This window comes from Enterobacter sp. C4G1, from assembly GCF_052886895.1.
The window spans coordinates 1,573,840-1,588,029 of the sequence record NZ_JBQVVV010000001.1; the positions used below are offsets into that span (position 1 = coordinate 1,573,840).

The 14,190-nt window shown below is 54.8% G+C and carries 12 protein-coding genes; 10 read left to right on the top strand and 2 right to left on the bottom strand.

What is annotated here, in order from left to right; translation table 11 throughout:
* The first annotated feature begins 38 nt into the window (after nt 1-38).
* From tamA to ACT9TW_RS07570, 5 genes are all read left to right on the top strand, one after another.
* Nucleotides 39-1,772 carry an autotransporter assembly complex protein TamA gene (tamA, locus tag ACT9TW_RS07550; protein WP_446492010.1) on the top strand — a complete coding sequence of 578 codons (1,734 nt, stop codon included), beginning with the start codon at nt 39-41 and terminating at the stop codon, nt 1,770-1,772.
* On the top strand, nt 1,769-5,545 hold the full coding sequence (gene tamB, locus ACT9TW_RS07555; protein WP_446492011.1) for an autotransporter assembly complex protein TamB: 3,777 nt from the start codon (nt 1,769-1,771) through the stop codon (nt 5,543-5,545). The genes tamA and tamB overlap by 4 nt, the downstream gene beginning before the upstream one ends.
* 2 nt (nt 5,546-5,547) lie before the next feature.
* Complete coding sequence (locus ACT9TW_RS07560; RefSeq protein ID WP_119935791.1) at nt 5,548-5,892, top strand: gamma-glutamylcyclotransferase family protein; 345 nt, start codon at nt 5,548-5,550, stop codon at nt 5,890-5,892.
* Nucleotides 5,893-6,099: 207 nt separating this feature from the next.
* Entirely contained in the window at nt 6,100-6,351 is a 252-nt protein-coding gene (locus ACT9TW_RS07565; protein WP_182063419.1) for an AbrB/MazE/SpoVT family DNA-binding domain-containing protein, read from the top strand.
* Nucleotides 6,345-6,695, top strand: coding sequence for a type II toxin-antitoxin system ChpB family toxin (locus tag ACT9TW_RS07570; RefSeq protein WP_446492012.1), 351 nt, complete (start codon nt 6,345-6,347; stop codon nt 6,693-6,695). The genes ACT9TW_RS07565 and ACT9TW_RS07570 overlap by 7 nt, the downstream gene beginning before the upstream one ends.
* Nucleotides 6,696-6,756: 61 nt before the next feature.
* Here the strand turns inward: ACT9TW_RS07570 and ppa are convergent, their stop codons facing one another.
* Complete coding sequence (ppa, locus tag ACT9TW_RS07575; protein ID WP_010427397.1) at nt 6,757-7,287, bottom strand: inorganic diphosphatase; 531 nt, start codon at nt 7,285-7,287, stop codon at nt 6,757-6,759.
* 309 nt (nt 7,288-7,596) lie between these two features.
* On the opposite strand from ppa, the gene ytfQ reads away from it, so the two are divergent.
* The 5 genes from ytfQ (at nt 7,597) to ACT9TW_RS07600 (ending at nt 13,847) form a co-directional block, all read left to right on the top strand.
* Nucleotides 7,597-8,553 carry a galactofuranose ABC transporter substrate-binding protein YtfQ gene (ytfQ, locus tag ACT9TW_RS07580; RefSeq protein WP_182063421.1) on the top strand — a complete coding sequence of 319 codons (957 nt, stop codon included), beginning with the start codon at nt 7,597-7,599 and terminating at the stop codon, nt 8,551-8,553.
* A 102-nt stretch (nt 8,554-8,655) separates the two neighbouring features.
* Nucleotides 8,656-10,158 carry a galactofuranose ABC transporter, ATP-binding protein YtfR gene (gene ytfR, locus ACT9TW_RS07585; protein WP_259834176.1) on the top strand — a complete coding sequence of 501 codons (1,503 nt, stop codon included), beginning with the start codon at nt 8,656-8,658 and terminating at the stop codon, nt 10,156-10,158.
* Nucleotides 10,159-10,168: 10 nt separating this feature from the next.
* Nucleotides 10,169-11,194 carry a galactofuranose ABC transporter, ATP-binding protein YtfT gene (ytfT, locus tag ACT9TW_RS07590; protein WP_446492013.1) on the top strand — a complete coding sequence of 342 codons (1,026 nt, stop codon included), beginning with the start codon at nt 10,169-10,171 and terminating at the stop codon, nt 11,192-11,194.
* Nucleotides 11,181-12,179: a galactofuranose ABC transporter, permease protein YjfF gene (gene yjfF, locus ACT9TW_RS07595; protein ID WP_182063424.1), complete on the top strand. Its 999-nt coding sequence runs from the start codon at nt 11,181-11,183 to the stop codon at nt 12,177-12,179. The genes ytfT and yjfF overlap by 14 nt, the downstream gene beginning before the upstream one ends.
* Nucleotides 12,180-12,275: 96 nt before the next feature.
* Nucleotides 12,276-13,847, top strand: coding sequence for a methyl-accepting chemotaxis protein (locus tag ACT9TW_RS07600; RefSeq protein WP_446492014.1), 1,572 nt, complete (start codon nt 12,276-12,278; stop codon nt 13,845-13,847).
* On the opposite strand, the gene ACT9TW_RS07605 is transcribed toward ACT9TW_RS07600, so the two are convergent.
* Nucleotides 13,819-14,172 (bottom strand): helix-turn-helix domain-containing protein, encoded by a 354-nt coding sequence (locus ACT9TW_RS07605; protein ID WP_446492015.1) that lies wholly within the window; start codon nt 14,170-14,172, stop codon nt 13,819-13,821. The two genes, ACT9TW_RS07600 and ACT9TW_RS07605, sit on opposite strands and share 29 nt — an antisense overlap.
* Between the last annotated feature and the right edge of the window lie 18 nt (nt 14,173-14,190).

Below are 14,190 nucleotides of genomic sequence, written 5' to 3' on the forward strand. Positions count from 1 at the left end.
TGCTTCCAGGGTGGAAACAAGGATATTCAGGAGAGAACGTGCCAAAGATCCGCCAGTTATGTTTGGTCAGTGTATTGCTGACAAGCGGAGTCGCCAGCGCGGCGAATGTCCGTTTGCAGGTTGAGGGGTTGTCCGGGGCGCTGGAAAAGAACGTGCGTGCACAGTTGTCTACGATTCAGGGAGACGAAGTGACGCCGGACCGGCGTTTTCGCGCACGTGTTGATGACGCGATCCGCGAAGGATTAAAAGCGCTCGGCTATTACGAGCCGACCATCGATTTCGATTTACGTCCGCCACCGGCCAAAGGCCGGCAGGTATTGATCGCCCGCGTATCGCCGGGCGAGCCGGTACTGATTGGCGGCACGGATGTGGTACTGCGCGGCGGAGCGCGTACCGACAGGGATTATCTGGATCTGCTCGGCACGCGTCCGAAAATCGGTACGGTGCTGGATCATAGCGATTACGACCATTTCAAAAAAGAACTCACCTCGGTTTCGCTGCGCAAGGGCTATTTCGACAGCCAGTTCAATAAAAGCCAGCTGGGGATCTCGCTGGAAAGACGCCAGGCTTTCTGGGATATCGACTTTGACAGCGGCGAACGCTACCGCTTCGGCGATGTGACCTTTGAAGGCTCGCAAATCCGCGAAGAGTATCTGCAAAACCTGATCCCGTTTAAGAAGGGTGATTACTATCAGTCGAGGGATCTGGCGGAGTTAAACCGTCGTCTGTCGGCGACCGGATGGTTTAACTCGGTTGTTGTCGCCCCTGAGTTTGATAAATCCCGCAAGACCAAGGTGTTGCCGCTGCATGGCGTTGTGTCGCCGCGCACCGAGAACACCATTGAGACGGGGTTAGGCTATTCGACGGACGTGGGCCCGCGCGTGAAAGCCACATGGAAAAAACCGTGGATGAACTCCTACGGCCACAGCCTGACGACCAGCGCCAGTATCTCTTCGCCAGAGCAACAGCTGGATTTCAGCTATAAAATGCCGCTGCTGAAAAACCCGCTGGAGCAGTACTACCTGGTGCAGGGCGGTTTTAAGCGAACCGACCTGAACGATACCGAATCAGATTCCACCACGCTTGCGCTGTCGCGCTTCTGGGATCTTTCGAGCGGCTGGCAGCGCGCCATTAACCTGCGCTGGAGCCTCGACCACTTTACCCAGGCGAATGTGACGAACACCACCATGCTGCTTTATCCCGGCGTGATGATAAGCCGTACCCGTTCCCGTGGTGGCCTGATGCCTGACTGGGGCGATTCCCAGCGTTACTCCATCGATTACTCCAATACGCTGTGGGGCTCTGACGTCGACTTCACAGTGGTTCAGGCGCAAAACGTCTGGATCCGCACCCTGTACGACAAACACCGCTTCGTGATGCGCGGTAATCTTGGCTGGATTGAAACCGGCGACTTCGACAAAGTCCCGCCCGACCTGCGTTTCTTCGCCGGTGGCGATCGCAGTATTCGTGGGTATAAGTACAAATCCATCGCGCCAAAAGATGACAGCGGCAAGCTGATTGGTGCGTCCAAGCTGGCGACGGGCTCGCTGGAATACCAGTACAACGTCAGCGGAAAATGGTGGGGTGCCATGTTTGTGGATAGCGGTGAAGCCGTGAGTGATATTCGCCGCAGCGATTTCAAAACCGGCGCGGGCGTGGGCGTGCGCTGGCAGTCTCCCGTTGGGCCTATCAAGCTCGATTTTGCCGTGCCTGTGGGTGACAAAGACGAACACGGTTTACAGTTTTACATCGGTCTGGGGCCTGAATTATGAGTTTATGGAAGAAGATAAGCCTCGGGGTGCTGATTTTTATCGTGCTGTTGCTCGGTACGGTTGCGTTCCTGGTGGGGACCACCACCGGCCTGCATCTGCTGTTTAACGCCGCTAACCGCTGGGTCCCGGGGCTGGAGATTGGCCAGGTGACGGGCGGCTGGCGCGATCTGCATCTGAAGAATATTCGCTATCAACAGCCCGGCGTCGCGGTTAACGCGGGCGAATTCCATCTGGCGGTCAAGCTCGGTTGTTTACGCGACAGCAAACTGTGCGTGAACGATCTGTCGCTAAAAGATGTGAACGTGGCGATAGATTCGAAAAAAATGCCGAAGTCTGCGCCTGTAGAAGAACAGGACACCGGCCCGCTTAATCTCTCCACGCCGTATCCCATTGCGCTCTACCGGGTGGCGCTGAATAACGTCAATATCAAAATCGACGACACCACCGTGTCGGTGATGGACTTCACTTCTGGCCTGCGCTGGCAGGAAAAAAATCTCACCCTGACGCCAACCTCACTGCAAGGGCTGCTGATTGCCCTGCCGAAAGTGGCAAAAGTGGCGCAGGAAGAGATAGTTGAACCGAAGATCCAGAACCCGCAGCCGGAAGAGAAACCGCTTGGTGAAACGCTGACCGCGCTCTTCGCAAAACCTGTGCTGCCGGAAATGACCGACGTGCACTTGCCGTTGAACCTCAATATTGAAGAGTTCAAAGGCGCACAGCTGCGTCTGACGGGTGACACCGACCTGACGGTCTACAACATGTTGCTTAAAGTCAGCAGTATCGACGGCACTATGAAGCTCGATACGATGGATATCGACACGAATCAGGGATCGGTAAATGCAAGCGGGAATGCGCTGCTGCGCGACAACTGGCCGGTGGATATCACGCTTAACAGCGCGCTGAACATTGATCCGCTCAAAGGCGAGAAGGTGAAGCTGAAAATAGGTGGGGCGCTACGCGAGAAACTGGAGTTTGGCGTTAACCTGTCTGGCCCGGTGGATATGGTTCTGCGCGGGCAAACACAGCTGGCAGAAGCGGGTTTACCGCTGAATCTGGAGATTGTCAGCCAGCAGCTTTACTGGCCGTTTACCGGCGAAAAACAGTTCCAGGCCGATGATCTGAAGCTCAAGCTCAGCGGCAAAATGACCGATTACACGCTGTCGTTCCGCACCGATGTGAAGGGGCAAGGTGTACCGCCAGCCGGCATTACGCTGGATGCAAAGGGTAACGAACGGCAGGTTAATCTCGACAAGCTGACCGTCGCGGCGCTGGAAGGGAAAACAGAGCTGACGGCGCTACTCGACTGGCAGCAGGCGATCAGCTGGCGCGGTGAACTCAAGCTGACGGGCATCAATACGGCCAAAGAAGTGCCGGACTGGCCGTCAAAACTGGATGGCTTAATCAAAACGCGTGGCAGCCTTTATGGCGGCAGCTGGCAGATGGACGTGCCGGAAATCAAACTCACCGGCAATGTGAAGCAAAACAAGGTTAACGTTGACGGTTCGGTGAAGGGCAACAGCTATCTGCAATGGGTGATCCCGGGGTTGCATGTGGCGCTGGGGCGTAATACGGCGGACATCAAAGGTGAACTTGGCGTTAAAGATCTCAATCTGGATGCCACCATCGATGCGCCGAATCTGGATAACGCCCTGCCGGGTCTTGGCGGTACGGCGAAAGGTCTTGTTAAGGTTCGCGGCACGGTGGATGCACCGCAGCTGCTGGCCGATATCACCGCGAACGCCCTGCGCTGGCAGGAACTAACCATTGCCCGGGTACGTGTGGAAGGGGATGTAAAATCCACCGACCAGATTGGCGGGAACCTGAACCTGCGCGTCGAGCGTATTACCCAGCCGGATGTGAACATCAATCTGGTGACGCTGGCCGCGAAAGGCAACGAGAAACAGCATGACCTCCAGCTGAACGTGCAGGGTGAGCCGGTTTCCGGGCAACTGCACCTGACGGGCAGTTTCGACCGCAAGGAAGAACGCTGGAAGGGAACGCTTGATAACACCCGTTTCAACACGCCGGTTGGCCCTCTGGCGTTGTCACGCTCCATCGCGCTGGATTACCGCAATACCGAACAAAAAATCAGTATTGGACCGCACTGCTGGATCAACCCGAATGCTGAACTCTGTGTGCCACAGACCATTGATGCAGGCGCGGAAGGGCGCGCGCAAATAAACCTTAACCGGTTTGATCTGGCGATGCTGAAACCCTTTATGCCCGACACCACCCAGGCGAGCGGTGTCTTTAGCGGCAAAGCGGATGTGGCGTGGGACACCACCAAAGAGGGGTTGCCGCAGGGAAGTGTGACCCTGTCCGGGCGCAACGTGAAGGTGACGCAGGAGGTGAATGATGCGCCGCTGCCGGTAGCATTCGACACCCTTAACCTGAGCGCCGATCTGCATAACAACCGTGCTGAGCTGGGGTGGCTTATCCGCCTGACCAACAACGGCCAGTTCGACGGGCAAGTGCAGATAACCGATCCGCAAGGGCGGCGTAATCTGGGCGGTAACGTCAATATCCGCAACTTCAACCTGGCAATGGCGAACGCTATTTTCTCGCGCGGTGAAAAAGCCACGGGGATGCTGAATGCCAATCTGCGGCTGGCGGGGACGGCGCAAAGCCCGCAACTGTTCGGGCAGATGCAGCTGAACGGTGTGGATATCGACGGTAACTTTATGCCGTTTGATATGCAGCCGAGCCAGATTGCGATGAACTTTAACGGCATGAGCTCCACGCTTGCCGGGGTGGTTCGCACTCAACAAGGGCAAATCAACCTGAGCGGTGATGCAGACTGGAGCCAGCTTGATAACTGGCGTGCACGCATTGCGGCAAAAGGCAGCAAAGTGCGCATTACTGTACCGCCGATGGTACGTCTGGATGTGTCGCCGGATGTAGTGTTTGAAGCCACGCCGAGCCTCTTTACTCTGGATGGCCGCGTGGACGTGCCGTGGGCGCGTATCGTGGTTCACGACGTGCCGGAAAGCGCGGTTGGGGTATCCAGTGATGAAGTGATGCTCGATAAAAATCTGAAACCGGTGGAACAGAAGAGCGCTGGCATCCCGATCAACAGTAATCTTATTGTTCACGTCGGGAACAACGTGCGCCTCGAAGCGTTTGGTCTGAAAGCGAGGCTGACGGGCGACCTGAAAGTGGCCCAGGATAAGCAAGGGCTTGGCCTGAACGGGCAAATCAACATTCCTGACGGGCGTTTCCATGCTTATGGCCAGGATCTGATTGTGCGTAAAGGTGAGCTGTTGTTCTCGGGGCCACCTGATCAGCCGCTTCTGAATATCGAAGCCATTCGTAACCCGGAAGCCACCGAAAACGACGTGATTGCTGGCGTGCGCGTAACGGGTACGGCCGATGAGCCAAAAGCGGAAATCTTCTCGGACCCGGCAATGTCGCAGCAAGAAGCGCTCTCTTATCTGCTGCGCGGGCAGGGCCTGGAAAGCGGCCAAAGCGATAGTGCAGCAATGACGTCAATGTTAGTGGGCCTGGGGGTTGCACAAAGTGGGCAGGTTGTGGGTAAAATCGGCGAGACGTTCGGCGTAAGCAATCTGGCACTGGACACCCAGGGCGTTGGTGACTCTTCGCAGGTGGTGGTCAGCGGCTATGTACTGCCGGGTCTACAGGTAAAATATGGTGTCGGGATCTTTGACTCACTCGCTACACTCACGTTACGCTATCGTCTGATGCCAAAGCTATATCTGGAAGCAGTGTCCGGCGTAGATCAGGCACTGGATTTGCTCTATCAGTTTGAGTTCTAGCAATGCGAATATTTGTCTACGGTAGTTTACGAACTAAGCAGGGCAACAGTCACTGGATGACGAACGCCCAGTTGATGGGTAATTACAATATTGAGAACTACCAGCTGTACAGCCTGGGCCACTATCCAGGCGCGGTTCCTGGTGAAGGAACGGTACAGGGTGAGGTTTATCGTATTGATAATGCCACGCTTGCCGAACTGGATGCCTTGCGCACCAGGGGCGGTGAGTACGCTCGCCAGTTGATCCAGACGCCATACGGGAGTGCATGGATGTATGTGTACCAGCGTTCGGTCGAAGGGTTAACGCGGATTGAAAGCGGTAACTGGTTAGACAGAGACCAGTACTGATAAACAACAACGCCACCGTAAGGTGGCGTTGTTTTTTGTGCAGTTGCTCGCAGTCTGGTATGCAATTTCTCCCTTCATGACTTTTTCCTTCGAGCCTTTTTCCTGATTTGTTCATCGTGCCCATATCCCGCTCGCATTTGCATGTGTCGAGGTGTACAACAACATCACACTGCATGAGTTATACTATGTATAACTCTGGAGGTGTCGATGCGTATAACCATTAAGAAATGGGGAAACAGTGCCGGTATGGTCATTCCTGGTGTGGTAATGAAAGAGCTCGGCCTGAAACCGGGTCAGAGTATGGAGGCTCATGTGACGAATAATCAGTTAGTGCTCACACCTGTGAGTAAACAGTATTCTCTTGAAGCGTTGCTGGCTCAGTGCGATATGTCTGCACCTGAAATCAGCGAGCAGGAGGTCTGGGGCTCATCTAAACCGGCGGGCGATGAAGTATGGTAAAGCGGCCTTGTTTTGAACGAGGCGACATTGTTCTGGTTGGTTTCGATCCTGCCAGCGGGCATGAACAAAAGGGCGCTGGCAGACCAGCCCTGGTGCTTTCCGTTAGCGTCTTTAACCAACTGGGTATGACGCTTGTTGCACCTGTGACACAGGGTGGGAATTTTGCCCGTTACGCCGGTTTTAGCGTGCCACTGTTGAGCGAAGAAGGGGATATTCAGGGTGTTATTCTGGTGAACCAGGTCCGTATGATGGATTTAGGCGCACGCCAGGCAACGCGAATTGGCGTGGCGTCGGATGAAACCGTTGAGGATGCGCTGCTCCGGCTACAGGCGGTCGTGAGTTAACCTCCGAGAGACAGGCACAAAAAAGCCCCGACATTGCGGGGCTTAGCATCAGCGATAAGAATTACTTCTTAGCAGCGCGTTCGAAAGAGGCGATGATTTCAGCTTTTGCCGCTTCTGCGTTGTCCCAGCCGTCAACTTTAACCCACTTGCCTTTTTCGAGGTCTTTGTAGTGCTCGAAGAAGTGAGTGATCTGCGCTTTCAGCAGTTCTGGCAGGTCGTTCACATCTTTAATGTGATCGTACTCTTTGCTCAGTTTGGTGTGCGGTACTGCAACCAGTTTCGCATCTTCACCAGATTCGTCGGTCATTTTCAGCACGCCAACTGGACGACAGCGGATGACTGAGCCTGGCTCCAGTGGGTATGGCGTTGGGACCAGCACGTCAACCGGGTCACCGTCCAGAGACAGGGTGTGGTTGATGTAACCGTAGTTGCATGGGTAGAACATTGCGGTAGACATGAAACGGTCAACGAACAGTGCGCCGCTCTCTTTGTCCACTTCGTATTTGATAGGATCTGCGTTAGCCGGGATTTCGATAACAACGTAGATGTCTTCTGGCAGTTCTTTACCCGCAGGGACGTTGAGTAAGCTCATGTCTGTATCCTTTAAAATGTATGGTAAACAAGTGGCGAGTATTATAGCCAACTGGCGCTGAATGTCTTCGCTTGTTTTCGCCATCTCCCGCCGTTGTTTGCCATTTTCAGACCTCTTCCATGACAGAAAAATCCATAAACTCAGCCGCATTTTTCATGACGAAATGAAAGCGATTACAAACTTGTGATTAACGTTTTATTCACTTTTCTGAAGTGTGATGTAACGCAATTCGTTACATATTTCATGGGCTATAGTCATTCCGCAGAACATCTTTTAACCAACAATAACTCACCCTACGAGGACGTTCATATGTGGAAGCGCTTACTCCTGGTCACAGCAGTTTCGGCAGCCATGTCGTCTATGGCGATGGCTGCACCCTTAACCGTAGGATTTTCGCAAGTCGGCTCTGAATCTGGCTGGCGTGCGGCAGAAACCAACGTTGCGAAAAGTGAGGCCCAGAAACGCGGTATCACGCTGAAAATCGCCGATGGTCAGCAAAAGCAAGAAAACCAGATCAAAGCCGTTCGTTCTTTTATTGCGCAGGGCGTTGACGCCATCTTCATTGCCCCTGTAGTTGCAACGGGTTGGGAGCCGGTTCTGAAAGAAGCGAAAGACGCGAATATTCCGGTCTTCCTGCTCGACCGTTCCATTGATGTAAAAGACAAATCTCTCTATATGACTACCGTTACCGCCAACAACATTCTTGAAGGTCAGCTGATCGGTGACTGGCTGGTTAAACAGGTAGATGGCAAGCCATGTAACGTGGTTGAACTGCAAGGCACAGTGGGTGCGAGCGTGGCAATCGACCGTAAGAAAGGTTTTGCTGAAGCCATCGCCAAAGCGCCAAACATCAAGATTATCCGTTCTCAGTCCGGCGACTTTACCCGCAGCAAGGGGAAAGAAGTTATGGAAAGCTTTATCAAGGCTGAAAACAACGGCAAGAACATCTGCATGGTTTACGCCCATAACGATGACATGGTGATCGGTGCCATCCAGGCCATTAAAGAAGCGGGCCTGAAACCGGGCAAAGATATCCTCACCGGCTCTATCGACGGCGTACCTGATATCTACAAAGCGATGATGGACGGCGAGGCCAACGCCAGTGTTGAGCTGACGCCAAACATGGCTGGCCCGGCGTTTGACGCGCTGGAGAAATTCAAGAAAGACGGCACCATGCCTGAGAAGCTGACCATCACCAAATCTACTCTCTACCTGCCTGACACCGCGAAAGAAGAGTTAGAGAAGAAGAAAAATATGGGCTACTGATCCAATGAAATTGCCGGGTGGCGCTGCGCTTGCCCGGCCTACGATACGCTCTTTTGTAGGCCGGGTAAGCGTAGCGTCATCCGGCTTGATGCAGGGGGAACCATGACCACTGAACAACACCAGGAAATCCTCCGCACAGAAGGATTAAGCAAATTCTTCCCCGGCGTAAAAGCGCTGGATAACGTCGACTTCAGCCTGCGTCGCGGCGAGATAATGGCGTTACTGGGGGAAAACGGCGCAGGAAAATCGACGCTGATCAAAGCCCTGACCGGTGTATACCATGCCGATCGCGGCACCATCTGGCTGGAAGGCAATGCCATTTCGCCAAAAAACACCGCTCATGCCCAACAGCTGGGGATCGGGACGGTCTATCAGGAAGTGAACCTGCTGCCGAATATGTCGGTGGCAGACAACCTGTTTATTGGTCGTGAGCCAAAACGCTTTGGTCTGTTGCGCCGCAAGGAGATGGAAGCGCGGGCGACAAAGCTGATGGAGTCTTACGGCTTCTCCCTCGATGTGCGTGAACCGCTGAACCGCTTTTCCGTGGCGATGCAGCAAATTGTGGCTATCTGTCGGGCAATTGATCTCTCGGCGAAAGTGTTGATCCTCGATGAACCCACCGCCAGTCTCGACACCCAGGAAGTTGAAATGCTCTTTACTCTGATGCGCCAGTTGCGCGATCAGGGGGTGAGCCTGATCTTCGTGACCCACTTCCTCGATCAGGTGTATGAGGTGAGCGATCGCATTACGGTGCTGCGCAACGGCAGTTTTGTTGGCTGCCGCGAAACCCGCGAGCTCCCGCAGATTGAGCTGGTCAAAATGATGCTCGGGCGCGAGCTGGACACGCACGCGCTACAGCGTGCCGGGCGCACGTTGCTGAGTGATAAGCCGGTCGCCGCTTTCAGTGATTTCGGCAAAAAAGGCACGATTTCGCCTTTCAATCTTGAGGTTCGCCCCGGTGAAATTGTCGGGCTGGCGGGGTTGTTAGGATCCGGGCGTACAGAAACCGCCGAAGTGATCTTCGGGATCAAACCGGCCGACAGCGGTACTGCGCTTATCAAAGGCAAACCACAGACGTTGCGATCGCCGCATCAGGCATCCTGCCTGGGCGTAGGGTTCTGCCCGGAAGACCGGAAAACGGACGGAATTATTGCTGCGGCATCGGTGCGGGAAAACATCATTCTGGCGTTGCAGGCGCAGCGTGGGTGGTTACGCCCGATCCCGCGTAAGGAACAGAATGCCATTGCCGAACGTTTTATCCGCCAGTTGGGTATCCGTACCCCGAGCGCGGAACAGCCCATTGAATTTCTTTCCGGGGGGAACCAGCAGAAGGTGCTGCTTTCGCGCTGGCTACTGACCAAACCCCAGTTCTTGATCCTCGATGAGCCGACACGCGGTATTGACGTGGGGGCGCACGCCGAAATTATCCGGCTTATCGAAACCCTCTGTGCAGACGGACTAGCGCTGTTGGTTATTTCATCTGAACTGGAGGAACTGGTGGGGTATGCCGATCGCGTCATCATCATGCGCGATCGCAAGCAGGTGGCAGAGATCCCGCTGGATAAACTGTCTGTTCCGGCGATCATGAATGCCATTGCGGCATAAGGAGTTAACCGTGATGCCTCGTTCTCTTTCGCAAACCGGGGAGTCGAAGCGCCGCTTCAACTGGCCAACTGGCACGCCGCAAATCATCGCGTTGTTGCTAGTGCTGGTGGTTGATAGCCTGGTCGCTCCGCACTTCTTCCAGATTATCGTTCAGGATGGCCGCCTGTTTGGCAGCCCGATTGATATTTTGAACCGCGCCGCACCGGTGGCGCTGCTGGCGATTGGTATGACGCTGGTCATTGCCACGGGTGGGATAGATCTTTCCGTCGGCGCGGTGATGGCGATTGCCGGTGCCACGGCCGCCTCCATGACCGTCGCCGGGCACAGCCTGCCCGTGGTGCTGCTTGCCGCCTTAGGCACTGGCGTCCTCGCCGGGCTGTGGAACGGCATTCTGGTGGCGATACTCAAAATCCAGCCATTTGTTGCCACCCTGATTTTAATGGTCGCCGGGCGTGGCGTGGCGCAGCTTATCACCTCCGGGCAGATAGTGACCTTCGATTCGCCGAGCCTGGCGTGGATCGGCAGCGGCAAGCTGCTGTTCTTCCCGACGCCGGTCATCATTGCGCTGGTGACATTAATCGTGTTCTGGCTTTTCACCCGTAAAACAGCGCTCGGTATGTTTATTGAAGCAGTGGGGATTAACATTCGCGCGGCGAGAAATGCCGGGGTGGACACCCGGCTGATGGTGATGTTGACCTATGTGCTGAGCGGCGTGTGTGCCGCCATTGCGGGGGTGATTGTCACAGCGGATATCCGTGGGGCAGATGCCAACAACGCCGGGCTGTGGCTGGAGCTGGATGCCATTCTGGCCGTGGTGATTGGTGGCGGCTCGCTGATGGGCGGGCGCTTTAACCTGCTGCTGTCGGTGATTGGTGCGCTTATTATTCAGGGGATGAATACCGGCATTTTGCTGTCGGGCTTCCAGCCGGAGCTGAATCAGGTGGTTAAAGCGGTGGTGGTGCTCTGTGTGCTCGTCGTTCAGTCACCGCGCTTTATCAGTCTCATTAAGGGGATCCGCGGTCATGATAAAACGTAATTTGCCATTAATGATCACGCTGGGCGTATTCGTGCTGGGCTACCTCTACTGTCTGACGCAGTTTCCTGGCTTCGCCTCTACGCGCGTGATTTGCAACATTCTGACGGATAACGCCTTTTTAGGCATTATCGCCGTGGGAATGACCTTTGTGATCCTCTCCGGCGGGATCGACCTCTCTGTGGGCTCAGTGATCGCCTTTACCGGGGTCTTCCTGGCGAAAGCGATCGGCTTCTGGGGCATTTCACCGCTGCTGGCCTTCCCGCTGGTGCTGGTGATGGGTTGTGCGTTTGGCGCCTTTATGGGGCTGCTTATCGACGCGCTGAAAATCCCGGCGTTTATCATTACCCTCGCGGGGATGTTTTTCCTGCGCGGCGTGAGTTATCTGGTTTCGGAAGAGTCGATTCCGATTAACCACCCGGTGTATGACACGCTCTCAAGCCTGGCGTGGAAAATCCCCGGCGGGGGGCGTCTGAGCGCGATGGGCTTGCTGATGCTCGGCGTGGTGGTGATAGGTATCTTCCTGGCCCACCGCACCCGGTTTGGGAATCAGGTGTACGCTATTGGCGGCAGCGCGACCTCGGCAAACCTGATGGGGATCTCGACCCGCAGCACCACAGTTCGCATTTATATGCTCTCTACCGGGCTTGCCACACTTGCGGGCATTGTGTTCTCGATTTATACCCAGGCGGGCTACGCGCTGGCGGGCGTCGGGGTGGAACTGGATGCGATCGCGTCGGTGGTGATTGGCGGCACGCTGCTTAGCGGGGGCGTCGGAACGGTGCTCGGCACGCTGTTTGGTGTGGCAATTCAGGGACTCATTCAGACGTATATTAACTTCGACGGCACACTCAGCTCCTGGTGGACGAAAATCGCCATCGGTATTCTGTTGTTCATCTTTATTGCGCTCCAGCGCGGCCTGACGGTGCTGTGGGAAAACCGCCAGAGCTCGCCTGTTACCCGAGTGAGTCCATCAGCAACAAAGTGATAACACACTGAATTTGCTTAAAGTCTAAACATTTTCCGGTAGCGGCCGATACTCTTTTTTTATGCCCAGAAATATCTCGCTACCGGAAATAACATCATGCTTAAAACGCTATCGATTCGTACCGGCTTGCTTTCGTTACTGGCCGTTATGACCCTTCTACTGCTGATTGTCAGCGGTATTGGCATTTATGCCCTCACACAGAGTTCGACATCTCTCCAGCGCATCAACCACCTTCAGGGTGAGCAGATGGTGCAGCTTAATTCTGGCTATACGCTGATTTTACGTGCGCGCAACGAAGCCGGTCAGGCCGTCCGCATGATGGAGATCGGGATGCTGGACGATGCGGCGAAATCGGTGAAAACCATTAACCAGGAAGTCGCCCAGGCGCAAAAAACGCTGAAAGGCGTGATTGACGGCGGCGTGGCGGATAAACAGGGGCAGCAGCTTCTGGATAAGGTCGCAGCCAGCCTTGACGCCTATAACCAGCAGGGGCTCACCCCGATGCTGAAAGCCCTGAACGAACAAAGCGCCGACAGCTATTATGATCTGCTGGAGAACAAGCTCATCCCGGTGGCGAAGCAGTTTGATAACGACATGCGGGCGTTCCAGGTATGGAGCGAAGCGCGCGGTAAGGCGGAAGTCAGCACTGTGCAGTCGAGCAAAAACCGGGTGCTGGTCCTGATTATCGTCGCGGCGCTGCTGACGGCGGGCATTATTGTGCTGGCATGGCTGGCACTGCGCCATATGCTGCTCAAGCCGCTCTCAGACTCTATTGCCCAGCTTGAAAACGTGGCATCGGGCGATTTAACGCACAACCTGAATGCATCCGCGAGCCAGGAATTTAACCGCCTTAACGCCGCCATTGAAGAGATGCGCCAGTCGCTGATGGGCTCGGTTCTGCGCGTGCGTGACGCCAGCTCGCAAATTGACACCGGCAGCCGCGAGTTAACGGCGGGTAACATGAACCTTGCCCAGCGCACCGAATCTACCGCAACGTCGCTTGAGCAGACGGCCGCCAGTATGGAAGAGATCACCGCCACGGTGAAACAAAACGCCGATAACGCCGAACAGGCGCATCAGATGGCGAAGTCGGTGTCTGATACCGCCGATCATGGCAGCGAAATGGTCTGCTATGTGATTGAGAAAATGCGCGATATCTCAGGCAGTTCAGCCCGAATTGCGGATATTCTGAGTGTGATCGATGGCATTGCGTTCCAGACCAATATCCTGGCGCTGAACGCTTCCGTTGAAGCGGCACGCGCTGGCGAACAGGGACGTGGCTTTGCGGTAGTGGCCGGTGAAGTACGCAACCTCGCCAGCCGCAGTGCTGACGCAGCAAAAGAGATCCGCACGCTTATCAGCGATTCGCAGACGCATGTGCACGAGGGAAGCGAACTGGCGCAGCAGGCAGGCGAAACCATGGATGAGATCGCAACAGAAGTGCTACGCATGACCAAACTGATGCGCGAGATTGCTAATGCCTCCCTGGAGCAGAGCCGTGGCATTGAGCAGGTTAATATCGCGGTGAATCAGATGGACGAAACCGCGCAGCAAAATGCGGCGCTGGTACAGCAATCATCCGCGGCGACGCGCTCGCTGGAAGAGCAGTCGCGCGAACTGATGGAAGCGATGTCATCATTCAAACTGACGACTCAGCCTGCGGCATAATAATATCCTGCCCTGGTGCATTCTGTGCCAGGGTTTTATTTGATACATTTATTGCAGCAATATTATCGTGAATATCAGCCATTAATATTTCCAGTGAGCTGGTTAAGGCTAATGCTTTTTCGGTGGGTTCCAGATATAAACCTTTACGGAAAAATAATGGCTCATTAAAGAGTTGATTAAAACGCTTCAATGCCAGGCTCACCGCCGGGCGAGACATATCAAGACGTATAGACGCTTTCGCCATGCTGCCACAACGAACAATTTCAATAAAAACAGGAATAAGATTTAAATCAATGCCGGTATTGGCACGAGAAAAGTTTTTCATCTTAATTATGCTCCAGGG